Genomic DNA, 22398 nt, shown 5'->3' on the forward strand with positions numbered 1-22398 from the left:
TATGTGGGAACTTGCTATACCGGTCGCCATTGGCGTCCTCGCTATCCTCGTCATTGGCCTGCTTTTCGCAAAACTCTACAAGCGCTCGACGCGCGACGAGGCCTATGTCCGCACCGGCCTTGGCGGCCAGAAGGTGGTGCTCGACGGCGGCTCGCTGGTGCTGCCGATCTTCCACTCCACCGCCGCGGTGAACCTGAAGACGTTGCGGCTCGAGGTCGCGCGCGGCGGCCCAGACTCGCTGATCACCAAGGATCGCATGCGCGTCGATATCGGCGCCGAGTTCTATCTGCGCGTCAAACCCGACTCTTCGTCAATCGCGCTCGCCGCGCAGACGCTCGGCAACCGCACCAATGACGCGGCCGAACTCCGCGAGCTGGTCGAGGCCAAGTTCGTCGACGGCCTGCGCTCGGTCGCAGCGACCATGAACCTCGAGGAACTGCAGGAGCAGCGCGCGACCTTCGTCAAGGCGGTGCAGGACGCGGTCGGCGCCGACATCCAGAACAACGGTCTCGAGCTCGAATCGGTGTCGCTGACCCGGCTCGACCAGAGCGACATCAAGCACTTCAACCCGAGCAATTTCTTCGACGCGCACGGCCTCACCACCCTGACCAAGATCACCAAGGAGCGTGAGCAGGAGCGCAACCAGATCGTCCGCACCACCGAGGTCAATATCGCCCAGCAGGACCTGGTGGCGCGGCAGACCACCCTGACGATAGAAAGCACCAAGCGCGAGGCCGAGCTCGCCCAGCAGCGCGACATCGCCAACAAGACCGCCGCGATGCGCGCGCAGACGGCGCAGGTCGAGCAGACCGCCCTGCAGAACGAAGCCGAATACCGCATCCAGCAGGAACTCGCGGTCGCCAACAAGCAGACCGAGGCCAACCAGGCCCGTGACACCCGCAAGATCGAGGCCGATCTCGCCGTGAAGCGCCGCACCACCGAAACCGACCGCGAGCTCCAGATCGTGGCGCAGGAAGCCGCGATCGCCGTCGCCACCAAGAGCAAGGAGCAGTCGGAAGCCCAGACCATCGCCGAGACGGCACGCGCACTCGCGATCGCAGCCGAGGAAAAGGTCACCACCGCCCGCGCCACCGAGGTCGCCGAGCGCGACAAGATCATCAACGTGATCGCGGCGCGCAAGGTTGCCGAGACCAACGCAATGCCGATCACCGTGATGGCGGAAGCCGAAAAGCAGGCTGCAGCGAACAAGGCCGAGGCCACCAACGTGCTGGCGAAAGCCGACGCCAACGCCGCCACCACCCGCGCCGCAGGCGTCAAGGCACTCGGCCAGGCCGAAGCGGAAGTCGCGACGTTGAAGGCGGAGGCGCGCAACAAGCTGAGCGCCGAGATGATCGACTACGATCTCAACCTCGCGCGGATCAACGTGATCCCGAGCGCGCTCGCCGAAGCGGTGAAGCCGATCGAGAAGATCTCCGACATCCGGATCTTCGACACCGGCAGCATGCTCGGCCGCGGCAGCGGCCATGCCAACGGCAATGGCGGGGGCAATGGCGGTCTTGGGCTCGGCGACGGCCTCGCCGCGCAACTGCTGTCGGTCTCGGCATTCAAGCCGATGATCGACAAGATCCTCGCGGAGGCAGGCTTCCCGGCCGGCCCCGACGCGCTCACCAGCCTGACCAGCGCGCTAGCGCAGCGCAAGACGGAGGTCGCTCCGGCGCCTGCGATCGGTGACGACAGCCGGCCCGCGACATTGGTCGGCACCATCACCGGCCAACTCGCGGCGGGACCCACACCGTGATGATGTGACCGCGCTCTGATTTCAGCGACAAGGCCCGCCTCTCACGGCGGGCCTTTTTGCTGCTAGCGATCCTTCAGTTTTCCACAGATGACATGAGACGCGGGCTGGCGAATAACCTACCAGATGATAGTATAATACTTGAGGATGTTGCGAGGCTGGCCCTCCGCCAAGCATTCCTCGGAGTCGCGTTCAATCCATGAAACCCTGAGAGGATACTATGGCTAAGAAAGCGAAGAAGGCGAAGGCAAAGGACGACCAATGTGCAAGATGAGACGGACTCCTTGCACACCCGCACCCTCGGCTTAGTCCAGGTTGCGATCATGAACGTGATTATTAACCGCCCCGATCGCGCGTACGGAACCGCAATATCAGCTGAGGTCTCTCGTATCGTCGGTCGCGAGCTCGCAGATGCGCAGATTTATATCGCTCTGGGACGGCTCGAGGAGCACGGGTTGATTAATTCTCGCGTTGATGAAATTTCGACGCCCTCCAAGAAATCGAGAGGGCGCCCGCGGAAGTATTATGCCTCGACTGCTAAGGGGCGGAGGGCGCTGAAAGACGCGGGCGCATACACCCTTTCGACTAGCCCCTTCATGAAATCTGTTGCCGCCACATTTGGAGGTGATCATGAAGGCACGCAGAATGGCCCGATGCCGCCCCCCGTGGTGGTGTAAAGCCGCTCTGTACGCGGCTCTATGGCCGCGTGCAGAGTTCTACGACTACCGTATTGGACTACAGCGTAAGTACTTGAGGCTTGTTCGCGATAAAGGCTTAAGCGAAGCAAAGAGATATGCGCGGCGACAGGCTTTAGGTTGGTGTTGGGCGTTCGGTTGGCGTGTTGCTAGGAGTACGGTCGTCTTGTTTCACATTGCAAGATGATGCGAGCAGGAATCAATGCGGATAAAGGCGGAGCCTAGTGCTCCGCCTTTTGCATCTAGAGCGCGCATTGCGCGCTCATGTACCGGATTCACTCCCGACCGTTCCAGCTAAGTTTTGCTATCCGCCTTGGCGCGTTCGCTTGGCTTTCTGGCGTTGTCGGGAAACGGGTGGGATTGGGCGTCTTCCAACCACACACTACGGCCAGATCGAATTTCCCAAGGGATTCTGCCATGTCCACCGATACGCCGCCGCCTCGCCTGCCGGCCACCTTCAACCGCCTGGCCTGGTCCAACCTCGCCGCGCAATCGGCCGAGCAGATTGCGCTCGCGGCCGCCCCCATCGTCGCCGTGCTGGTACTCGGCGTCGGCGAAGGCCAGACCGGCCTGTTGCAGACCGCACTGACGTTGCCGTTCATCCTGTTTGCAATTCCCGCCGGCCTGCTGGCCGACCGCGTGTCGCGGCGCTGGGTGATGGCGGGCTCCGAGGCGCTGCGCGCGGCAGCCCTTGCCGCGATCCTGCTGTTGCTATGGCTCGGCGCAATGACCTTGCCGCTGCTCGCTTTGCTCGGCTTCATCGCGGTCTGCGGCACGGTTGCCTACAGCGTCGCAGCTCCTGCGCTGGTCCCGTCGCTCGTGACCTCGCAGCAATTGCCTGCCGCAAATGCCCGTATCGAGCTTGCCCGCACCGTCGCTTTCGCCAACGGCCCGGCGCTCGGCGGCGTGCTGGTCGGCTGGGTCGGTGCCGCGCCTGCGTTCGGCTTCGCCGCGGCGCTGTCGGCGATCGCGGTGGTGCTGCTGGCCGGGATCTACGAGCCGGCGCGCCAGCCCGCCCCGCGACGCCATCCGATGCAGGACATCAAGGAAGGCGCCGCCTTCGTGATGCATCACGCCTTGCTGCGGCCGGTGTTCATCACCCAGTTCATCTTCAACACCGCGTCGTTCCTGCTGCTCGCCGTGTTCGTGCCCTATGCGGTGCGCCATCTCGGGCTCAGCGCCACCGGCGTCGGCACGACGCTCGCGATGTACGGCGTCGGCATGGTGGTCGGTGCGCTGTTCGCAACCCGCGTCATGAAGCGGCTGGCCTTCGGCACCGTGATCGGGCTCGGCCCGGTCACCGGCCTCGTCGCCTCGCTGGTGATGGCGCTGACCACCTGGATTGCGACGCCGCTGCTCGCGGGCCTCGGCTTCTTCCTGCTCGGCGTCGGCCCGATCCTGTGGGTGATCTCGACCACCACGCTGCGGCAATCGGTGACGCCGCCCTCGCTGCTCGGCCGCGTCTCGGCGATCAACATCATGAGCTACGGCGCCCGGCCGCTCGGCTCCGCGCTCGGCGCCGTGGTCGGTGGCCTCTATGGCGCCGAAGCCTGTCTCTACCTGGCGGCCGCAATCTTCGCCGCCCAGGCGCTGGTGATCCTGATGTCGCCCGCGGTGTCGCTCAGGCGGCAGCCCGACATGGTCGGCGAACCGGTGCGGTGCTGAACGATCGTCATTGCGAGAAGCGAAGCGACGAAGCAATCCATGTCTCCGCGAGCGGCACGATGGATTGCTTCGCTTCGCTCGCAATGACGGGGAGAGATCAGCTCGCCAGATAGCGCTCGTATTTGCCGCCGACGACCTCGTCGGCGGTAACGGCCGGATCCAGCGTAAAGAGATCCTGCGCATGGCCGATGCCGCGCAGGACGAAGCGGCCGGTGGAGACCAGATAGTTGCGGCCGGCGGCGTCGAGCCCGGTGCGGAAATCGGTCGAGGTCAGCAATTCGCGGTCGACCGAGGCGCACATCGAGGCAATCCGGCTGACCTCGTTGACGGCAGGCCCGACCACGGTGAAATCCAGCCGGTCCTCGCTACCGATATTGCCGTAGAAGACCTCACCGACATGGAGGCCGACATAGGCCGTGGTGGTCGGCCGGCTCTCGTTCTCGCGGCGATCGTTCAGCACGCGCATGTTATGGCGGAATCTGTGCTCGGCACGCAGCGCCGCGCGCCTGGCGCTTGCCATGTTCTCACCGGTGAACATCGCCAGCACGCCGTCGCCGATCAGCTTCAGCACCTCGCCGCCGGCATCATGGATCGCGTCGATCGAGGCCTGCGCGTAGTCGTTGAGGAACGGGATGATCTCGTCCGGGCCGATGCGCTCGCTGATCGCGGTCGAGCCGCGCACGTCGGAGTACCACAGCACGGCCTTGATCTTCTCGGTGATGCCGCGCTGCATGCGCCCGCGCAGCACCTGCTCCGCCGTCTCGCGGCCGAGATAGACCCGCCCGAGCGTGCGGGCGATCTCGACCTGGGCGGCCGATTTGATCGCAAGCCCGAGCACCGGCACGAGGTCGCGCAGCGCCGACATATGGTTCTCGTCGAAGCCATCCGAACGGCGGGTGGTGTAGTAGGAGTAGAAGCAGTCCATCTCGCCGATCGTGCCGGCCTCGCCGAAGCGGTGCACGAAGGCGGCAAAATGCTTGTGGCCCTTCTCGGCAAGGTCGCCGATCATCGAAAAATCGTGCGAGCCGTTGAGGTCGATCACCATCTCGTCATGGCCGTTTTCGAGCATGTGATGGAACGCCGACCGCCGCCAGTTCTGGCTGGCCTCGCCGCTGCTGGTCGAGCCGTATTCGAAGATGTCGGCCTCGTTGCTCTCGCCGTCGTTCCAGCGGAAGCCGCGGCCCTCGAAGATCGGATGCAGGGTGTCGATGAAGACGATCGCCCGCGACAAAGGCATGCCGGCGGCCCGGCAGCGCTCGCAGAAGCCGCGCAGCAGGTCGTTTTCCGGCAGGCCGGTCAGACCCTGGCGGACCAGCCAATTCATGAGGCGCAAACGGGGCGTCAGTTCCATAAGCAGGATTATGCCGGGCAATTGGTGCGGGAGGAAGGGCCGGTCGTCGCGTGACAGATGCGGACGCTAGTCCAGCATTGCAAGGCCGCCCCGCCTCACCTTTTTCGGCCGGAACGACGACGCCGAACGGCGGCGATTCCGCTTCCCTTTGCCCCGGCCTTCGCGCACAAGAGCGCATGGATAACGACGCCGGCCAGCCGAACCCGATCCGACGCCTCATGCGATGGGCGATCACCCCGCCGCAATCCTATGGGGTCTATCTGGCCGGCATCATCCTGGTCTACGCCCTGTCGTTCTACGCCGGCACGATGAAGCCGAAGCACGCGCCCACCCCGCCGGTGACCGCGCCGTCCACCCCGCACAGTTGATCAGGCCGATCGGGGCTGGTCGAAAGCGCGCGGTCGCGAAGCCGCTCAGTCATAGAAGTCCGGCGCCAGCTTCAGCCCGTCGCGCTGGGCCTTGTCGTGGTTGATCCAGAGCTGCGCCTTCTCCTTCGTCAGCGTGTCGGCGATCTTCTGCATCGAGGCCAGCGTCTGCTCCTTGCTCGCGTTCAAGGCCGGCACACGCCGGTTGTCCCAATTATCCTTGAAATGAACGGCATCGCCGGTCAGCACGACCGCGCCGGTCTTCGGCAGCTTCACCAGCAGCGACTGGTGGCCGGGCGTGTGACCCGGCGTCGACAGGACGGTGACGCTGCCGTCGCCGAACACGTCGCGGTCGCCGTCCAGTTTCGTGACGGGATGCTCGGGCTTGAAGCGTGGCGCGTTGTTGGCGCCGGGCCATTCATACTCTGCCTTCTGCACATACAGCATCGCGGCCGGGAACAGCTCGACATTGCCGATATGATCGGGGTGGGTATGCGAAACGGCGATCGCCGTGATGTCCGACGGCTTCACCCCGAGCTGGTCGAGCTGCGCGGCCAGCGTCTTCGGCCGCCGCCAGGTGATCGCCTTGGGATCGGCAGGCGCAAGGCCGTTCGGCATCGCCGCGACCGCGTCGGGAATGCCGGTGTCCCACAGGAACCAGCCCTGCGCGTGCTTGATCAGATAGCAATTGTCGACGAAGTCCATCGACTTGCCTTCATTGACGCCGGGCGACCAGCGCGAAATGTCGCCGGCAACGCCTTCGCCGCAGTTGAGGATGTAGAGCCGCTCGACCCCTGTTTTCGCCGGCTGGGCATCTGCCCGCGGCACGGCGCCCACGACCCAGAGCAACATTGCAAGACCGATTGCCTTCTTCACGTTGCCCTCCATTGATCGAGCCCGCTCAACGCGCGCGGCCGCAATGTGCCGCCTCATCGGCGGCCGTGGAAGACACGGACATCGGTCGATCGATCAATTGAACGCGAGTGAAGCCCGCCGCGGGCTAGACCATTTCCGCCGGCGCCAGCCGGCAGGTCTCGCTGCTGATTTCCACCTGCAGGGTCGCGTGGTGGATGCTGAACCGCTCCGACAGCTCGGCGCAGACATGATGCAGGAAGACATCGTCGTGTCCGCCGGGCCGCACCAGGTGCGCGGTCAACGCCGTCTCGCTGGTGCTCATCGCCCAGATGTGCAAATCGTGCACCTCGGTGACGCCCTCGAGCGCGCCGAGATAGTCCCTCACCTGCTTGAGATCGATGCCCCTCGGCACCGCGTCGAGCGCGAGGTTGACGCTGTCGCGGGCAAGCTCCCAGCCGCTCAGCAGCACCACCACGGCGATGACGAGGCTGATCGCCGGATCGAGCCACTGCCAGCCGGTCGCCATGATCAGCAGCGCGGCGATCACGACGCCGAACGAGACGCCGGCATCCGCTGCCATATGCAGATAGGCGCCGCGCACATTGAGGTCGCTGTCGCGGCCGCGCATGAACAGCAGCGCGGTGCCGCCATTGATCAGGATGCCGAGCGCCGCGACCCAGACCACGGTCCAGCTTGCGACCTCGGCCGGCTCGCGGAAGCGGTTGACCGCCTCGACCGCGATGCCGCCGACCGCGATCAACAGCAGCCCGGCATTGAACAGCGCCGCCAGGATCGAGGCACGACGATAGCCATAGGTGTGGGTGTCGGTCGGGCGCCGGCCGGCGAGCCACGCCCCGCCCCAGGCCAGCAGCAGCGCGATGACGTCGGAGAGATTGTGAACGGCGTCGGAGACCAGCGCCAGCGAGTTGGCGGAGTAGCCGAAGATCAGCTCGGCGATGACGAAGGCCGCGTTCAGCGACGCGCCGACCGCAAACGCCGTGCCGAAACTGTCGGGGGCGTGGCTGTGCCCGGCGTGGGAATGCCCAGCGTGGGAATGCCCAGCGTGGGAATGCCCGGCATGGGAATGTCCGTGAGAATGACCGCTGTGGTCATGGTCGTGGTCGTGATTGTGCGCCATGGCAACCGTCGCCCGATATCGTCGGCGACGGTTATAGCGCGGTGAAATGTGGATACTATCACACCGTGCGCTGAGCGCCCGTAGCCCGGATGGAGCGCAGCGCAATCCGGGATCGTGACCAAACGCGACAGCGGTCCCGGATTTCGCGGAGCCTGTCATCGGGCGCGCATTCGCGCGACCCGTTGGCTCCATCCGGGCTACAACACCGCTACTCCACGCCGCGATTGAACTTGTTCGACTTCGGCAGGCCGTGGGCGAGCCGGCCGGCATCGGCGCGGTTGCCGCGCCAGTCGGCCAGTTCCTTCAACGTCATGCTGTGCTCACGGCCGGCGGAGTCCTTCCAGGTCAGGCCGGCCTTGGCGTCGAACACCGCGACATCGGACAGTTCCGAGCTGCTGTATTTCTGCAGCCGAACGCCGCGGCCGCGCGCCATCTCCGGCACCTGGTCGAGACCGAACAGCACCATCTTGTGGTTGGTGCCGATCACGGCAACGGTGTCGCCGTTCACGGTCGTGATCGCACGGGCCTCGTTCGGCATCTCGACATTGAGCACCTGCTTGCCCTTGCGGGTGTTGCCGACGCAGTCCTCTTCCTTGACGACGAAGCCCTGTCCTTCGCTGCTCGCGATCAGGAATTTGCGCTCGCCCTTGTTGACGAACAGCGAGATGATCGCGGCGTCCTGCTCGAGGTCGATGAACATGCGGATCGGCTCGCCATGGCCGCGGCCGCCCGGCAGCTTGGCAACATCGAGCGAGTAGAACTTGCCGTTGGTGGCGAACAGCAGCAGCTTCGAGGTGGTCTCGGCAAAGAACGAGTGCTCGAGCTTGTCGTCGGTCTTGAAAGCGAGCCCGGAGAGATCCTCGACGTGGCCCTTCAGCGTCCGCACCCAGCCCTTCTCGGAGATCACGACGGTGCACGGCTCGCGCTCGACCAGGGCTTCCTCGATCGCGGCGAGATCATGCTCGGGCGCATCGGCGAAGGTGGTGCGGCGCTTGCCGAGCGGGGTCTTGGGCCCGAAGATATCGCGGACCTTGCGGACCTGATCGCTGACCTTGGCCCATTGCTCGGTCTCGGAGCCGAGCAGGCCCTCGATGCCCTTCAGCTCCTTGCGCAGCTCCTTGTCCTCGGTGCGGATCTCCATCTCCTCCAGGCGGCGCAAATTGCGCAGGCGCATGTTGAGGATGGCGTCGGCCTGGACGTCGGTGAGGTTGAAGGTCTTCATCAAGACCGGCTTCGGCTCGTCCTCGGTGCGGATGATCTTGATCACCTTGTCGAGGTTCAGATAGGCGACGAGGTGGCCGCCCAGCACTTCCAGCCGGTGCTCGATCTGCGTCTTGCGGAAGTTGGAACGGCGGACCAGCACGTCGCGCAGATGGTCGAGCCATTCGCGCAGGCACTCGGCAAGGCCGACCACCTTCGGGATGCGGCCCTTGATCAGCACGTTCAGGTTCAGCGAGATCTTGCTTTCCAGCTCGGTCAGCCGGAACAGCGATTCCATCATCAGCGCCGGATCGACGGTGCGCGATTTCGGCTCGATCACGAGGCGGATGTCTTCGGCGGACTCGTCGCGGACGTCGCCAACCAGCGGCAGCTTTTTCTCGTTGATGAGTTCGGCGATCTTCTCGACGATCCGCGACTTCTGCACCAGCCACGGAATCTCGGTGACGACGATCACCCAGGTGCCACGCGCGCCCTCCTCCTGGGTCCAACGCGCGCGGGTGCGGAACGAGCCGCGGCCCGTGGTGTAGGCCTCGACGATCGATTCCTTGGAATCGACGACGATGCCGCCGGTCGGGAAGTCCGGGCCCTTGACCCATTTCAGCAGCGCCTTCGACTTGGCGTCGGGCTTCTCGATCAGATGCAGCGCGGCGTCGCAGAGCTCGGCGGCGTTGTGCGGCGGGATCGAGGTCGCCATGCCGACCGCGATGCCCTGCGCGCCGTTGGCGAGCAGGTTCGGGAAGCCGCCCGGCAACACCACCGGCTCTTTCGTCTGGCCGTCGTAGTTGAGGCGGAATTCAACACCGTCCTCGTCGATACCTTCGAGCAGGAGCCGCGCGACCTCGGTCATGCGCGCTTCGGTGTAGCGGTAGGCGGCCGCATTATCGCCGTCGATATTGCCGAAATTGCCCTGGCCGTCGACCAGCGGGTAGCGCGAGGAGAAATCCTGCGCCAGGCGCACCATGGCGTCATAAATCGCCTGGTCGCCATGCGGATGGAACGAGCCCATCACGTCGCCGACGATCTTGGCCGACTTCTTGAATGCCGCGCGCGGGTCGAGCCCGAGCAAGTCCATGCCGTAGAGGATGCGCCGGTGCACCGGCTTCAGCCCGTCGCGGGCATCCGGCAGCGCACGATGCATGATGGTCGAGAGCGCATAGGCGAGATAGCGCTCCTCGAGCGCATCACGCAGCGGCACCTCGTGAATTTCGGCCGGCTTTTCCGGCGGTACCTGTCGTTTTCCCATGGGGAGGCGTTAAACCTTGGCGGTGAATCGGGCAAGCCGCGAATCACCGGGAATTTAGGGCCCGAATCGGCCTTACGGAACCGCCGTTCGGCTCCGCGGCCTGGTCACGGCGTTGATAAACCCGTCGCGGGCGTCGGAATGGCCCTGGCCACGGGGCTCCAGCACGTGGCGGAGCAGGAACAGGCCGGTGATCTGGAAGCCGTCGCGCAGGTCCTGCTCCGACCAGCTGTTGGCGCCGCTCTCGCCTTCGCGCAGGAACGCCGGCAGCGGCAACAGCCGGTCGCGCCACGGCTCGCCGGCGGCGCGGGACACGGCGCCGCCGGATTTCGGCGACACGTAGATCAGGTCGGTGGTCTCTCCAGTCGCCGCACAGTTCTCCAGATCGAGCCCGAAGCCGAGCTCGGTCAGCATCGCGAGCTCAAACCGGATCAGGTGCACGGCGGCGACGCCGGCATCGTCGAAATCGTCGAGCGTCCCCTGCAGCATCTCGTAGATGTCTTCATGCGGATCGCGCTCCGGCAGCAGCCGCGCCAGCGCCGCCAGATGGGTGACGCCATAGACCGCGTGCGACGAGGCGAGCAGCGTCGCCGCCCGCAGCCGCGTGCCTTCCAGCGCGTACATGCCGAGATGCTCGTCAAGCCGCGCCCGCCACACCGCCGTGACGCTGTTACCGGGCTGCAGCAGCGGCCGCATCCGCGAACCGGCGCCGCCGCGCACGAGGCCGAGATGACGGCCATGCTCGCGCGTCAAAAGCTCGACGATGGCGGAGGATTCGCCATGCCGCCGCACGCCCAGCACGATGCCTTCGTCGGTCCATTCCATGAAAGCGAGACTACAGGATTCCAGCCCACCGCGCAGTCATCATGCGCCGTCATGCCGACGGGCGATGGCGCATGCGCTATTTCGGAATATTAGAATTATGACACTGAGTTGCCCGACGTGTCAAGTGGCCTGGCCGAGCGCACGCCGCCACCGGCTACTTTGCATGGGGTTGTTTTCGATATTTTTGGCAGCGCCTCTGCGACGGACCGTGCTCGCGGGTCAGCAGCTCAACGGTGAGCAGTGTCCTCACCATGCCGCCGCGCCTCCAGCACGATACCTGTCGGTCCATTCCATATGCTAATTGCAGCGCGAACGATCCGATTCAGAAGTTGTCGGCAGATGCGGGACCATCGCAATGGCTAGCCTGATTGTCGACCTGATCACCGGTTTGATCGAACTTGCGTACTGGGTGATCTGGGAAATACTTCCCCTGCTCTGCCTCTTCACGGCATTTGCCGTGGTGTTCGCGGCAACATTCGGCAAAGTGAGCGTCGAATGGCCGGAGAAGCCCGGCAAGATCGGCTGGACCGGCATTCCGCGCGTGGCGCGTTCGCCTCGGGGCCGCATGATCCTGTCGCCCGCGCTTGGGGTCATCGTCGGCTTCATGATCTGGGCTGTCGTCGTCAGCGCGGCCGTGATCTTTCACGCCTACCGGTCGTAGGTGACACTGCACCTTACGCGTTGAACCAGCCCTGCGCATCGCCGGTGAAGGAATAATACAGCCCGGCCGTGGTCAGGATGCAGGACACCACCTCGATGGCGCTGTCGAGCTCCAGGCCCTTCTCGCCGATCACCTGCACCAGCGAGATCACCGACAGCACCAGCATCGCGCCCAGCGCCCAGCGCGGCCAGTTCTTGCGGTGCTGCGCCGCGAGCCGGACGAAATACACCAGCAGCAGGATCATGCAGCCGGCGGTCAGCGTCTCGCCGGTGATCATCTGATCGGTCCGCACGTCGGTCGGCGTGCGGTCCTGGAACGCCACCGATAACGCGTCGAGCGTCAGCGACAGATAGAGCAGCACCTCAAACCACAGCACATTTCTGGGCACATTCATTGCTTTGGGCACGCTCATTGCTCTGGGCACGTTCAGGCGCCGGCTCATTCCTTGGGGAAGTCCAGTCCCATTTCCTTGTAGCGGTCGGGATCGTCGCCCCAGTTCTCGCGCACCTTGACGAACAGGAACAGGTGCACGGGAACGCCCATGATCTCGGCGATCTCGGCACGCGCCTGCGCGCCGATCGACTTGATGGTGGCGCCGCCCTTGCCGAGCACGATTTTGCGCTGGCTCTCGCGCTCGACAAAGATCGTCTGCTCGATGCGGATCGACTTGTCCTTGCGGTCGGTCCAGCTGTCGGTCTCGACCGTCGACTGGTACGGCAATTCCTGATGCAGATGGCTGTAGATCTTCTCGCGGGTGATCTCGGCCGCCAAATGCCGCATCGGCGCGTCCGACATCTGGTCCTCGGGATAGAGGAACGGTCCCGCGGGCACCAGCTTGGCCAGCGCCTCGCGCAGATCGGCAACGCCATCGCCCGACAGCGCCGAGATCATGAAAGTGTGCTCGAAGCGCATCCGCTCGTTGGCGGCCTGCGCCAGCGCCAGCAGCTTCTCGCGCTGCACGAGGTCGACCTTGTTCAGCACCAGGATCTTCGGATGCGCGACGGTTTCGAGCTTGGCGAGGATCGCGTTGGCCTCCTCGTCGATGCCCGACTTCGCATCGAGCAGCACACAGACCAGATCGGCGTCGTGGGCGCCGCTCCAGGCGGTCGACACCATGGCGCGGTCGAGACGGCGCCGCGGCGCGAAGATGCCGGGCGTGTCGACCAGGATGATCTGCGCGTTGCCCTCGATCACGATGCCGCGGATCAGCGCGCGCGTGGTCTGCACCTTGCGCGAAACGATGGTGACCTTGGAGCCCACCAGCGCGTTGACCAACGTCGACTTGCCGACATTCGGCGCACCGATCAGCGCGACGAAGCCGCAGCGCGTCGCGTCCCCCTGCCCTTTGGGTTCGTCAGTCATTGGTGCCGACGCCTTCACGCTCGATCATCGCGGATGCTGCTGCTTTCTCGGCCGCGCGCTTGTTGCCCCCGAGGCCCTCGGCGGAGGCGAGGCCCGGCAGGTCAACCGCAACGCGGAATTGTGGATCGTGGTGCGGGCCGGTGCGTTCGACCTCGCGATAGACCGGCGTCGGCAATCCCTTGCCTTGCGCCCATTCCTGCAACACGGTCTTGGGATCGCGCAGCGGCCGGCGCAGCTTGTGCATCCGCTCGGTCCAGTTGCGCTCGACGAACTGGCGTGCCGCCTCGTAGCCGCCGTCGAGAAAGATCGCCCCGATCACCGCTTCGCAGATATCGCCGAGCACGGATTTGCGCAGCCGTGCGCCCTCGACCGCCTTCACCATGCCGAGCTTGATGTCCTCGAGCAGCCCGAGCGACTTGGCGACGTCGGCGCAGCTCTCCTTGCGCACGAGATCGGCGAGCCGCTTCGACAATTCGCCCTCGTCGGCCTTCGGGAACGCCCGGAACAGCATGTCGGACACGATCAGCCCGAGCACGTGGTCGCCGAGGAATTCCAGCCGCTGGTAGCTGTCGGCGCGATTGCGGGTGGCGGGCTTCAGCGCGGAGACGTGGGTGAACGCAGTGGTCAGCAGCGCGGCATCCGAGAACGTGTACCCGATACGCGCCTCGGTGCCGGCGATCGCGGCCTTCTCTTCAGCCGCCTTGGCGGCCTTGCTGCGCCGCTTCTTCGGCGCGGCCGTGCTTTCGGCGGCGGGCGTCTGGCTCGGCTCGCCGGTGGGCGCTTGGTCGTTGATGGCTGCGGTATCGTCGTTCATCGCACGATGGAGAATAGGCGGTTCCACCGCACGGCGAACGGCCAGCGCCAGATCATCCAGGCCTGCTCGCCCTCGGCGATCGAGAAGAAGATCATCTGGGCACGCCCGATGATGTTCTCGAACGGCACGTAGCCGACCTGCGACAGGAAGCGGCTGTCGGTGGAGTTGTCGCGGTTGTCGCCCATCATGAAGAAATTCCCGGGCGGAACGGTGTAGACGATGGTGTTGTCCATGTAGCTGTTGTCGGTGCAGTCGAGCGACTCATAGCTGACGCCGTTCGGCAGCGTTTCCTTCCAGCGCTTGACCCGGGCGGTAGCATCCGCCGAGCCGCAGGGATCCTCGCCGACGAAATCGCTGAGCCGCTCGCGCTTGATCGGCTCATCGTTGATGTAGAGCAGCCCGTTCCGGACCTCGATGCGGTCGCCCGGCAGTCCGATGACGCGCTTGATGTAGTCGGTGGAGTCATCCCGCGGCAGGCGGAACACCACGATGTCGCCGCGGTTCGGCTCCGAGCCGAAGATGCGTCCTGAGAAGATGTTCGGCGAGAACGGGATCGAATAGTGGCTGTAGCCATAGGAGTATTTCGAGACAAACAGGTAGTCGCCGACCAAGAGCGTCGCCTTCATCGACCCCGAGGGGATGTTGAACGGCTGGAACAGGAAGGTGCGGATGACGAGCGCGATCAGAAGGGCATGGATGACGACGCGGATGGTCTCGCCCAAGCCGCTCTCAGATTTGGTCCCGGTGGTCGCGCTCATTGCTTTCCCAATTCCCGCGGGCCCTGATGCCCACGCGGTGGCAGAACGTTCTCTCCACGCGAAGCGTTCGACCCCCGCGTGAGGAAAATGGCCTTGATTCTGATCTTGAGGGCAAATTCCGGCCTGAACCTGGAATCCGCGTCTCGCTCGATACCCTGCGGCGTTTTAGACGGTTGTTCGCAGAGGCGCAATCAATCGCCGCCTCAAAACTTCGCAATTCATTGAAATGTCAATGATTTTTAGTTTGCTGAAGTTTTCTGGCAAATTCCGGCGCCGCCCGCTCATCTGGCGGGAGCAACCGCCGAAATTATGACGAAGGCCTGTGCCAGCGGCCAATCGTCCGTGATCGAAAGGTCGATCTGCGCCTGCATGCCCGCGGGTGTCAGCTCCTGGAGCCGGGCCAGCGCCCCGCCGGTCAGCAGCATCGACGGCCGCCCTCCCGGCAGGTTCACCACCCCCATATCCTTCCACCACACCCCGCGCCGGATACCGGTGCCGAGCGCCTTGGAGCAGGCCTCCTTCGCGGCGAACCGCTTGGCGTAGGTTGCGACCACCATCTTCTCGCTGTTGGCACGGCGCAACGCTTTGGCGCGTTCGGCGTCGGTGAAGATGCGATCGAGGAAGCGCTCGCCGTGGCGCTCGATCACCTTCGCGATCCGGGTGATGTCGATCAGGTCGGAGCCGATGCCGATGATCATGCGCTGGCGGCACCTTGCGCCCTGGCACGGCCGCGGTCCATTGCCGCACGCATCTCGCGCACTGTGGCGGCGATGCCGACGAACAGCGCCTCGCCCATCATGAAGTAGCCGATGTTGAGCTCGCGGATTTCGGGCAGCGCGGAGATCGTCTCCGCGGTCTCATAGTCGAGCCCGTGGCCGGCGTGGACCTCGAGCCCGGCCGCCTGCGCGAGCCTGGCGCCGGCGACGATGCGCTTCCACTCGGCCTCCGCCTTGTCCTTGTGACCGTCGACCACGGCGTCGCACCAGCCGCCGGTGTGGATCTCGATCACGGGCGCCTTGAGCTGCGCGGCCATCTCGATCTGCCTGGGATCGGCGGCGATGAACAGCGAGACCCGGATGCCGGCATCATTGAGCCGTGCGATGAACGGCGCCAGCGCGTTGTGCTGGCCGACCACGTCGAGGCCGCCTTCGGTGGTGAGCTCCTGGCGCCGTTCCGGCACCAGGCAGACCGCATGCGGCTTGGTGGCGAGCGAAATCCGCAGCATGTCGTCGGTCGCCGCCATCTCGAAATTCAGCGGCTTGGAGATCTCGGCCTTGAGCCGCGCCATGTCCTCGTCGCGGATGTGACGGCGATCCTCGCGCAGATGCGCGGTGATGCCGTCGGCGCCGGCCGCGATCGCGGCAAGCGCCAGCCGCACCGGATCGGGCCGCGCCCCACCCCGCGCATTGCGCAGGGTCGCGACGTGATCGACATTGATACCGAGACGGAGCGGAGCAGCCTTTGACATGTCTCTAAACCTGCAGTTCTAGCCTGTCATGCGCGGGCATAGCCGTTCGAAGGACGGCGTCGCTACCGCTCGCCTGCGCCCTGCCCATCCAGCTTTACCCATTGACGCGCTCGACCTTGGCGACCACCGCCTTGGCGCGCAACTGCGCGATGATAGCGCTGAGATGCTTGAGGTCATAGACCTCAAGATCGACGGTCAGCTCCGTGAAATCGGGCGACTGGCGCGACATGTGGATGTTGTCGATATTGCCGTCATGCTCGGCGATCACGGTCGCGATCTGGGCGAGGCTGCCCGGCTCGTTGACATTGTGGATCAGGATGCGCGCGGGGAAGCGCTGCGGCATGGTCTCGTCGATGTCCCAGCGCACGTCGAGCCAGCGCTCCGGCTCCTCCTCGAAATCCTTCAGCGCCGGCGACTGGATCGGATAGATCGTGATCCCCTCGCCCGCCGTGACGATGCCGACGATCCGATCGCCCGGCACCGCACCGCCATTCGGTGCAAACTTCACCGGCAGGTCGGAATTGATGCCGCGCACCGGGATGACAGATGCGGCGCGCGCCGGATGCGGCGGGGTCTGCGTCTTCAGCTTGGCGGTGAGCCCCTTCTTGGCGCCATAGCGCACCAGCCGCTCTTCCTTGTAGTCGGGGTACATCGCGCGCGCGACGTCGGAGGCCTTGATCTCGCCGCGTCCGACGGAGGCCATCACGTCCTCGATCGAGGTGCGGGCGAGCCGCGGCAAGGCGCCCTTCAGCTTGTCGTCGGCATATTCGATCTTGGCGCGGGCAAACAGGCGGTCGACGATGCGGCGGCCGAGGCCGGCATACTGGTCGCGCACCGCATCGCGGGTGGCACGCCGGATCGCGGCGCGCGCCTTGCCGGTGCGGGCGAGCGCTTCCCAGGCCGACGGCGGCGCCGACTGCGCCTTCGAGGTCAGCACCTCGACCTCGTCGCCATTCTGCAACTCGGAGGACAGCGGCGCGAACTTGCCGTTGATCTTGCAGCCGACCGCGCTGTTGCCGACACCGGTGTGCACGGCATAGGCGAAATCGATCACGTTGGCGTTGCGCGGCAGCGCGATCAGCTTGCCCTTCGGCGTGAAGCAGAACACCTGGTCATGGAACAGCTCGAGCTTGGTGTGCTCGAGGAATTCCTCCGGATTGGAGCTCTCCGAGAGGATGCCGATGGTGTGGCGCAGCCAGGCGAAGGCGTTGGACTCGTGCTTCAGCCGCTCATGCGGCGAGCCCGCCCCCTCCTTGTAGAAGGCATGCGCGGCGATGCCGAACTCGGCGATCTGGTTCATCTCCTCGGTGCGGATCTGCAGCTCGACGCGCTGCTTGCCCGGCCCGATCACGGTGGTGTGGATCGACCGGTAGTCGTTCTGCTTCGGCGTCGAGATGTAGTCCTTGAAGCGGCCCGGCACGACCGGCCAGGTGGTGTGGACGATGCCGAGCGCGCGGTAGCAGGCGCCGACATCGTCGAGGATGACGCGGAAGCCGTAGATGTCGGACAGCTGCTCGAAGCCGACCGACTTGCGCTCCATCTTGGTCCAGATCGAAAACGGCTGCTTGCGGCGGCCGAACACCCGCGCGGTGATGCCGTTCTTCTGCAGGTTCTTGGAAAGCTGGGTTTCGATCTCGCCGATCAGGTTGCGGTTGCGCTCGGCCAGTGAATCGAGCCGCTGCTTGACCACCGCATAGGCCTCGGGATCGAGCACGAAGAACGACAGGTCCTCCAGCTCCTCGCGCATCTCCTGCATACCCATGCGGCCGGCCAGCGGCGCATAGATGTCCAGCGTCTCGTCGGCGATGCGGCGGCGCGAGGCCGGCGGCACGAATTCCAGCGTGCGCATGTTGTGCAGGCGGTCGGCGAGCTTGATCAGCAGCACGCGGACGTCGTCGGCGATCGCCAGCAGCAGCTTGCGCAAATTCTCGGCCTGCTTGGCCTCGCGCGACACCAGCTCCAGCCGCTTCAGCTTGGTCAGGCCTTCGACCAGCGCGCCGATCTCATGGCCGAACACATGGTCGATCTCGGCCCGCGTCGCCTCGGTGTCCTCGATCGTGTCGTGCAGCAGCGCCGCCACGATCGTGGCGTCGTCGAGCTTGAGGTTGGTGAGGATCGCGGCGACCTCGAGCGGGTGCGAGAAATAGGGATCGCCGGAGGCGCGCGTCTGGGTGCCGTGCGCCTTCATGGCGTAGACGTAGGCGCGGTTGAGCAGGTCTTCGTTGGTGTCGGGGTTATAGGAACGGACGCGCTCGACGAGGTCATATTGTCGCATCATGCGGGTCCGCGGCTTGGCTGGCCTCTCCGCCGCGGACGACGCCGGCGCCACCGCGACCGTTTCGGTTGCAGCCTGCATCTGGATGGAACTGCGGCGTCGATACGCCATGAACTCGCTGCCTCTCGCGGGACCGGAACGTCCCTTCTTCCTCAATCTAGTGCGCTTTCGAACGAAGCAGCACCCCGCGCGGGCCCTGGAACCATTCAATTTCGCGCGTCCGCATAGGACGCACCGTAACAGCAAAATTGTCAACAAAAGCAAAGGCCCGGAGCAATGTCCGGGCCTTTGGCAAATTGATCCGAGATGCGGAGCCGAACGACGAGCTTACTCGTCCTCCTCGGGCTGCTCTTCCGGGGGCGCCAGGCCCTCGAGGCCCTTCAGCAGCTCTTCCTCGGTCATGCGCTCGACCGCGACCTCGGTGTCGTCGGCATCGACGCTGGCACCGGCGGAACCGATCAGCGGCACAGTGTCCGGCTCGGGCTCGTCGACCTCGACGAACTTCTGCAGGGAGTGCACGAGTTCCTCTTTCAGGTCCTCCGGCGAGATCGTCGAATCGGCGATCTCCCGCAGCGAAACGACCGGGTTCTTGTCGTTGTCGCGATCAACCGTGAGTTGCGATCCCGACGAGATCATCCGGGCACGGTGCGCAGCCAACAGGACGAGGTCGAAACGATTGTCGACCTTATCAATGCAATCTTCGACGGTGACGCGAGCCATCTCGAGGCGCTCCGTGGTAAAAGGGACCGAACATGTAGGTTATGAGGGTTAGTTATAGGGCTAGTCCCCGTTTCGCAAGGTAAAATTTGTGATTTGCCTTCCCAACAGGCTCTGATAACCCCCTCTGCCGGGGCCAGAAGGGCCGGAGCGTCTGACGACATGGCTAGGTTGCTGTCCCAGGCAAGTAAATCTCTTCATTGCAATGTCAAAGCTCTAGGCTTTTTGCCCTCGCCTCACCATAATTGCGGTGGTGACTGTCGTGGGGAAAGATTCACAGAACTTTAGGCAGCAACGCCGGAAATTACGCGCGGTTGATCACCGCCGCGCTAAGAACACTAACAACCACGCGAGAACACTTTGATGTCGTCACCTGTTTCCAACAAGATCGCGCTCTTCATCGATGGAGCCAATCTTTACGCAACCGCAAAGACGCTCGGCTTCGACATCGACTACAAGCGCCTCCTCAAGGAATTCCAGAGTCGCGGCACCCTGCTCCGTGCGTTCTACTACACGGCGATCATCGAGGATCAGGAGTATTCGTCGATCCGTCCCTTGATCGATTGGCTCGACTACAACGGCTACACCGTGGTCACCAAGGCGACCAAGGAATTCATCGACGCCAGCGGCCGCCGCAAGGTGAAGGGCAATATGGACATCGAGCTCGCCGTCGATGCCATGGAGCTGGCCGAGCACATCGACCAGATGATCCTGTTTTCCGGCGACGGCGACTTCCGCTCGCTGGTCGAAGCCGTGCAGCGCCGCGGCGTCCGGGTCACCGTCATCTCGACCATTGCGAGCCAGCCGCCGATGATCGCCGACGAGTTGCGTCGCCAGGCCGATGTCTTCACCGACCTCGTCGAGCTGCAATCCAAGCTCGGCCGCGATCCGTCCGAACGTCCGGCCCCGCGCGAACCGCGTCACCACTCCCCGCAATTCCTGCAGCGCGCGACCACCATGGCCCCCCGGGGAGCCGATGACGATTTCGACGAGTAATCTCGTCGCCGCACCGACGCGCCCCGACAGCAACTGTCAGCTCTGTGTCAGGCTGGCCGACTTTCGCGCACAGGCCCGCACACTCCACCCGGACTGGTTCAACTCGCCGGTGGAATCGTTCGGCGATCCGAATGCGCGGCTGTTGATCGTCGGGCTCGCGCCGGGCATGCAGGGCGCCAACCGCACCGGCCGTCCCTTCACCGGCGATTACGCCGGCGATCTGCTCTACGCGACTTTGCTCGAATATGGCTTCGCCAGCGGCGTCTATCAGGCGCGGCCGGACGACGGCTTGAAGCTGGTGGACTGCCGGATCAGCAACGCGGTGCGCTGCGTGCCGCCGCAAAACAAGCCGCTGCCGGCCGAGATCAACACCTGCCGGCAATTCCTCCGCGCCACCATCGCCACGATGCCGAAGCTGCGCGCGATCGTGCTGCTCGGACGAATCGCACACGAATCAACGTTGAAGGCGCTGGATATTCGCCTGGCTGCCGCGCCCTTTGTGCACGGCGCCGTGCATAGCGCGGGCACATTCAAGCTCTACGACAGCTACCACTGCTCGCGCTACAACACGAACACCGGCGTGCTGACGACCGACATGTTCCGCAAGGTCTTCGCGACCGTGCGCAAGGAGCTCGGCTAGAGCCTTCTCCCGGTATCCACTTCGCGAACCGGTATCCACTTTATTTGGAAGCGCTCTCGTCGTTCCGCGGATTGGCCTGCAGCCATTCCAGCACGTCGCCGGCATTCCGGTCAGGCGGGAACACCGGATAGAACACGTGCGTGATGCGCGCATCGTCGATGATGAGCGCAAGCCGCTTGATCAGCGTCAGGCCAGCCACCGACATCGTCGGCAACCTTAGCGCGTGCGTCAGTTCCAGCGCGTCGTCCGACAGCACCGGGAACGGCAGATGCAGGCGCGACGCCATCTCGGTCTGGTACGCATTGCTCTGCGTCGACAGCCCGAACACCTGGGCGGCACCAGCCGCCTTCAGCTCGGCGAACAGGTCGCGGAAGGCGCAGGTCTGCGGCGTGCAGCCGCGGGCCCCCGGGATCATGTCCCAATCGTCGACCAGCCCGATCTTGCCGGGCTCGCCGGTTCGCGGATAGGCGAACACCACGGTGCGGCCCTCGAGCGCCGACAGCGCCACCGAGGTATCGTCGGTGGCGCGCAGCCGGACCGGCGGGATCGTCATGCCGGTCAGATGCGCGGCGCCGCCATCGTCCGTGGGTGCCGGGATCCTGCTCCAGTCGACGTCGGTGAGGCTGCTCTGGTTCATCGGACCAATCTCCATCCGCCGTCGTCGCAGTGACGGCACTCGGAACGCCCTACCCCCGCGCCCGCATCAGGCGGCCCTTTTCGCGGCCCCAGTCGCGCTTCTTCTCGGTCTCGCGCTTGTCGTGCAGCTTCTTGCCCTTGGCGACCGCGAGCAGCAGCTTGGCACGGCCGCGCTCGTTGAAGTACAGCTTCAGCGGAATGAGCGTCATGCCCTCGCGGTCGACGGCGCCCAGCAGCTTGTTGATCTGCTTGCGATGCAGCAAGAGTTTTCGCGGCCGCTTCGGCTCGTGGTTGAAGCGGTTGGCCTGCAGATATTCCGGGATATTGGCGTTGATCAGCCAAATCTCGCCGTTCTTGGAATCCGCATAGGATTCCGCGATCGTGCTCTTGCCGCTGCGGATCGACTTCACCTCGGTGCCGGTCAGCGAAATGCCGGCCTCGACCGTATCCTCGATGGCGTAGTTGAAGCGGGCCTTTCGGTTTTCAGCGACAACCTTGATCGGACGTTCGTTCTTGTCGGCCACGTTAGCCCTTCTTGAGGAGGTCGCGGATTTCCGTCAGCAGCACGACCTCGTCGGACGGCTTCGGCGGTTCGGCGGGCTTGGCCTCATCCTTGCGCTTGAACTGGTTGATGGCGCGAATGACCATGAACAGCACGAAGGCGATGATCAGGAAATTGAGCGTCAGCGTCAGGAAGTTGCCCCAGGCCAGCACCGCGCCCTGCTTCTTGGCGTCGACCAGGTTGGTTGCCGTGACGGCCTTGGAAAGCCCGGTGAAATAGTTGGAGAAATCGAGTCCGCCCGTGATCGCGCCGATGATCGGCATGATGATGTCGCCGACCAGCGAGGTGACGATCGCGCCGAAGGCCGCACCGATGATGACGCCGACGGCGAGGTCGACGACATTGCCCTTCATGGCGAATTCGCGGAATTCCTTCAGCATGCCCATCCCCTTCTGCTC

Annotated in this window: 23 protein-coding genes; 7 read left to right on the top strand and 16 right to left on the bottom strand. The window is 64.7% G+C overall.

Annotated elements, in window-relative coordinates:
* The first annotated feature begins 1 nt into the window (after position 1).
* The 3 genes from ACOIX3_RS22390 to ACOIX3_RS22400 all read left to right on the top strand — a co-directional run bounded on the left by ACOIX3_RS22390 (position 2) and on the right by ACOIX3_RS22400 (position 4116).
* Positions 2-1759, top strand: a complete 1758-nt coding sequence (locus ACOIX3_RS22390; RefSeq protein WP_420964307.1) for a flotillin family protein — start codon at positions 2-4, stop codon at positions 1757-1759.
* 320 nt (positions 1760-2079) lie between these two features.
* On the top strand, positions 2080-2433 hold the full coding sequence (locus ACOIX3_RS22395; RefSeq protein ID WP_420964308.1) for a PadR family transcriptional regulator: 354 nt from the start codon (positions 2080-2082) through the stop codon (positions 2431-2433).
* A 435-nt stretch (positions 2434-2868) separates the two neighbouring features.
* Positions 2869-4116 (top strand): MFS transporter, encoded by a 1248-nt coding sequence (locus ACOIX3_RS22400; RefSeq protein WP_420964309.1) that lies wholly within the window; start codon positions 2869-2871, stop codon positions 4114-4116.
* Positions 4117-4213: 97 nt separating this feature from the next.
* On the opposite strand, the gene ACOIX3_RS22405 is transcribed toward ACOIX3_RS22400, so the two are convergent.
* A complete protein-coding gene (locus ACOIX3_RS22405; RefSeq protein WP_420964310.1) occupies positions 4214-5467 on the bottom strand; it encodes an adenylate/guanylate cyclase domain-containing protein in 1254 nt (417 codons plus the stop codon).
* A gap of 176 nt (positions 5468-5643) precedes the next feature.
* On the opposite strand from ACOIX3_RS22405, the gene ACOIX3_RS22410 reads away from it, so the two are divergent.
* Positions 5644-5835: a hypothetical protein gene (locus tag ACOIX3_RS22410; protein WP_420964311.1), complete on the top strand. Its 192-nt coding sequence runs from the start codon at positions 5644-5646 to the stop codon at positions 5833-5835.
* A 45-nt stretch (positions 5836-5880) separates the two neighbouring features.
* On the opposite strand, the gene ACOIX3_RS22415 is transcribed toward ACOIX3_RS22410, so the two are convergent.
* The 4 genes from ACOIX3_RS22415 to recO form a co-directional block, all read right to left on the bottom strand.
* Complete coding sequence (locus ACOIX3_RS22415) at positions 5881-6684, bottom strand: N-acyl homoserine lactonase family protein (protein ID WP_420971777.1); 804 nt, start codon at positions 6682-6684, stop codon at positions 5881-5883.
* A gap of 148 nt (positions 6685-6832) precedes the next feature.
* Positions 6833-7825, bottom strand: a complete 993-nt coding sequence (locus ACOIX3_RS22420; RefSeq protein WP_420964312.1) for a cation diffusion facilitator family transporter — start codon at positions 7823-7825, stop codon at positions 6833-6835.
* A 208-nt stretch (positions 7826-8033) separates the two neighbouring features.
* Positions 8034-10289, bottom strand: coding sequence for a DNA topoisomerase IV subunit A (gene parC, locus ACOIX3_RS22425; protein ID WP_342728708.1), 2256 nt, complete (start codon positions 10287-10289; stop codon positions 8034-8036).
* Between the two features lie 72 nt (positions 10290-10361).
* Positions 10362-11111 (bottom strand): DNA repair protein RecO, encoded by a 750-nt coding sequence (gene recO / locus ACOIX3_RS22430; RefSeq protein WP_420964313.1) that lies wholly within the window; start codon positions 11109-11111, stop codon positions 10362-10364.
* A 355-nt stretch (positions 11112-11466) separates the two neighbouring features.
* Between recO and ACOIX3_RS22435 the strand changes: the two genes are divergently transcribed.
* On the top strand, positions 11467-11772 hold the full coding sequence (locus ACOIX3_RS22435; RefSeq protein ID WP_420964314.1) for a hypothetical protein: 306 nt from the start codon (positions 11467-11469) through the stop codon (positions 11770-11772).
* A gap of 13 nt (positions 11773-11785) precedes the next feature.
* On the opposite strand, the gene ACOIX3_RS22440 is transcribed toward ACOIX3_RS22435, so the two are convergent.
* The 8 genes from ACOIX3_RS22440 to rpoZ all read right to left on the bottom strand — a co-directional run bounded on the left by ACOIX3_RS22440 (position 11786) and on the right by rpoZ (position 19169).
* Positions 11786-12166, bottom strand: a complete 381-nt coding sequence (locus tag ACOIX3_RS22440) for a hypothetical protein (protein ID WP_092114758.1) — start codon at positions 12164-12166, stop codon at positions 11786-11788.
* 44 nt (positions 12167-12210) lie between these two features.
* Positions 12211-13134, bottom strand: a complete 924-nt coding sequence (gene era, locus ACOIX3_RS22445; RefSeq protein ID WP_092114759.1) for a GTPase Era — start codon at positions 13132-13134, stop codon at positions 12211-12213.
* Positions 13127-13948 carry a ribonuclease III gene (gene rnc, locus ACOIX3_RS22450; RefSeq protein WP_050422613.1) on the bottom strand — a complete coding sequence of 274 codons (822 nt, stop codon included), beginning with the start codon at positions 13946-13948 and terminating at the stop codon, positions 13127-13129. The genes era and rnc overlap by 8 nt, the downstream gene beginning before the upstream one ends.
* Positions 13945-14706 (bottom strand): signal peptidase I, encoded by a 762-nt coding sequence (lepB, locus tag ACOIX3_RS22455; protein ID WP_420964315.1) that lies wholly within the window; start codon positions 14704-14706, stop codon positions 13945-13947. The genes rnc and lepB overlap by 4 nt, the downstream gene beginning before the upstream one ends.
* Before the next feature lie 281 nt (positions 14707-14987).
* The gene (gene acpS / locus ACOIX3_RS22460; RefSeq protein ID WP_097673432.1) at positions 14988-15404 is read right to left on the bottom strand and encodes a holo-ACP synthase; all 417 of its coding nucleotides are present in this window, start codon (positions 15402-15404) and stop codon (positions 14988-14990) included.
* A complete protein-coding gene (locus ACOIX3_RS22465; protein WP_420964316.1) occupies positions 15401-16174 on the bottom strand; it encodes a pyridoxine 5'-phosphate synthase in 774 nt (257 codons plus the stop codon). Before ACOIX3_RS22465 ends, acpS begins: the two co-directional genes overlap by 4 nt.
* Positions 16175-16268: 94 nt before the next feature.
* A complete protein-coding gene (locus ACOIX3_RS22470) occupies positions 16269-18560 on the bottom strand; it encodes a RelA/SpoT family protein (protein ID WP_420964317.1) in 2292 nt (763 codons plus the stop codon).
* A gap of 216 nt (positions 18561-18776) precedes the next feature.
* The gene (gene rpoZ, locus ACOIX3_RS22475; protein WP_016844003.1) at positions 18777-19169 is read right to left on the bottom strand and encodes a DNA-directed RNA polymerase subunit omega; all 393 of its coding nucleotides are present in this window, start codon (positions 19167-19169) and stop codon (positions 18777-18779) included.
* A gap of 360 nt (positions 19170-19529) precedes the next feature.
* On the opposite strand from rpoZ, the gene ACOIX3_RS22480 reads away from it, so the two are divergent.
* Positions 19530-20162 carry an NYN domain-containing protein gene (locus ACOIX3_RS22480; protein ID WP_016844002.1) on the top strand — a complete coding sequence of 211 codons (633 nt, stop codon included), beginning with the start codon at positions 19530-19532 and terminating at the stop codon, positions 20160-20162.
* Positions 20143-20802, top strand: coding sequence for a uracil-DNA glycosylase (locus ACOIX3_RS22485; protein ID WP_420964318.1), 660 nt, complete (start codon positions 20143-20145; stop codon positions 20800-20802). The genes ACOIX3_RS22480 and ACOIX3_RS22485 overlap by 20 nt, the downstream gene beginning before the upstream one ends.
* Before the next feature lie 40 nt (positions 20803-20842).
* Here ACOIX3_RS22485 and ACOIX3_RS22490 read toward each other — a convergent pair whose 3' ends face one another.
* The 3 genes from ACOIX3_RS22490 to mscL are packed head-to-tail and all read right to left on the bottom strand — an operon-like array spanning position 20843 to position 22380.
* On the bottom strand, positions 20843-21439 hold the full coding sequence (locus tag ACOIX3_RS22490; protein ID WP_420964319.1) for a peroxiredoxin: 597 nt from the start codon (positions 21437-21439) through the stop codon (positions 20843-20845).
* Positions 21440-21488: 49 nt separating this feature from the next.
* Positions 21489-21962, bottom strand: a complete 474-nt coding sequence (gene smpB / locus ACOIX3_RS22495) for an SsrA-binding protein SmpB (RefSeq protein ID WP_173642523.1) — start codon at positions 21960-21962, stop codon at positions 21489-21491.
* A gap of 1 nt (position 21963) precedes the next feature.
* The gene (mscL, locus tag ACOIX3_RS22500) at positions 21964-22380 is read right to left on the bottom strand and encodes a large conductance mechanosensitive channel protein MscL (protein ID WP_420971778.1); all 417 of its coding nucleotides are present in this window, start codon (positions 22378-22380) and stop codon (positions 21964-21966) included.
* Positions 22381-22398 lie beyond the last annotated feature (18 nt).

The sequence above is a fragment of the Bradyrhizobium sp. B120 genome, assembly GCF_049075665.1.
Lineage (GTDB): Bacteria > Pseudomonadota > Alphaproteobacteria > Rhizobiales > Xanthobacteraceae > Bradyrhizobium.

What these genes read in the sequence shown, in the direction of transcription:
- ACOIX3_RS22395 (WP_420964308.1), top strand. Translation starts at nt 2,080, where the DNA reads ATGAACGTGATTATTAACCGCCCCGATCGCGCGTACGGAACCGCAATA.
- ACOIX3_RS22435 (WP_420964314.1), top strand. Translation starts at nt 11,467, where the DNA reads ATGGCTAGCCTGATTGTCGACCTGATCACCGGTTTGATCGAACTTGCG.
- ACOIX3_RS22420 (WP_420964312.1), bottom strand. Translation starts at nt 7,825, where the DNA reads ATGGCGCACAATCACGACCACGACCATGACCACAGCGGTCATTCTCAC.
- rnc (WP_050422613.1), bottom strand. Translation starts at nt 13,948, where the DNA reads ATGAACGACGATACCGCAGCCATCAACGACCAAGCGCCCACCGGCGAG.
- ACOIX3_RS22490 (WP_420964319.1), bottom strand. Translation starts at nt 21,439, where the DNA reads ATGAACCAGAGCAGCCTCACCGACGTCGACTGGAGCAGGATCCCGGCA.
- recO (WP_420964313.1), bottom strand. Translation starts at nt 11,111, where the DNA reads ATGGAATGGACCGACGAAGGCATCGTGCTGGGCGTGCGGCGGCATGGC.
- acpS (WP_097673432.1), bottom strand. Translation starts at nt 15,404, where the DNA reads ATGATCATCGGCATCGGCTCCGACCTGATCGACATCACCCGGATCGCG.
- ACOIX3_RS22485 (WP_420964318.1), top strand. Translation starts at nt 20,143, where the DNA reads ATGACGATTTCGACGAGTAATCTCGTCGCCGCACCGACGCGCCCCGAC.
- ACOIX3_RS22440 (WP_092114758.1), bottom strand. Translation starts at nt 12,166, where the DNA reads ATGAATGTGCCCAGAAATGTGCTGTGGTTTGAGGTGCTGCTCTATCTG.
- ACOIX3_RS22390 (WP_420964307.1), top strand. Translation starts at nt 2, where the DNA reads ATGTGGGAACTTGCTATACCGGTCGCCATTGGCGTCCTCGCTATCCTC.
- ACOIX3_RS22465 (WP_420964316.1), bottom strand. Translation starts at nt 16,174, where the DNA reads ATGTCAAAGGCTGCTCCGCTCCGTCTCGGTATCAATGTCGATCACGTC.
- mscL (WP_420971778.1), bottom strand. Translation starts at nt 22,380, where the DNA reads ATGCTGAAGGAATTCCGCGAATTCGCCATGAAGGGCAATGTCGTCGAC.
- ACOIX3_RS22480 (WP_016844002.1), top strand. Translation starts at nt 19,530, where the DNA reads ATGTCGTCACCTGTTTCCAACAAGATCGCGCTCTTCATCGATGGAGCC.
- ACOIX3_RS22410 (WP_420964311.1), top strand. Translation starts at nt 5,644, where the DNA reads ATGGATAACGACGCCGGCCAGCCGAACCCGATCCGACGCCTCATGCGA.
- lepB (WP_420964315.1), bottom strand. Translation starts at nt 14,706, where the DNA reads ATGAGCGCGACCACCGGGACCAAATCTGAGAGCGGCTTGGGCGAGACC.
- parC (WP_342728708.1), bottom strand. Translation starts at nt 10,289, where the DNA reads ATGGGAAAACGACAGGTACCGCCGGAAAAGCCGGCCGAAATTCACGAG.
- ACOIX3_RS22405 (WP_420964310.1), bottom strand. Translation starts at nt 5,467, where the DNA reads ATGGAACTGACGCCCCGTTTGCGCCTCATGAATTGGCTGGTCCGCCAG.
- rpoZ (WP_016844003.1), bottom strand. Translation starts at nt 19,169, where the DNA reads ATGGCTCGCGTCACCGTCGAAGATTGCATTGATAAGGTCGACAATCGT.
- ACOIX3_RS22415 (WP_420971777.1), bottom strand. Translation starts at nt 6,684, where the DNA reads ATGTTGCTCTGGGTCGTGGGCGCCGTGCCGCGGGCAGATGCCCAGCCG.
- ACOIX3_RS22400 (WP_420964309.1), top strand. Translation starts at nt 2,869, where the DNA reads ATGTCCACCGATACGCCGCCGCCTCGCCTGCCGGCCACCTTCAACCGC.
- ACOIX3_RS22470 (WP_420964317.1), bottom strand. Translation starts at nt 18,560, where the DNA reads ATGGCGTATCGACGCCGCAGTTCCATCCAGATGCAGGCTGCAACCGAA.
- era (WP_092114759.1), bottom strand. Translation starts at nt 13,134, where the DNA reads ATGACTGACGAACCCAAAGGGCAGGGGGACGCGACGCGCTGCGGCTTC.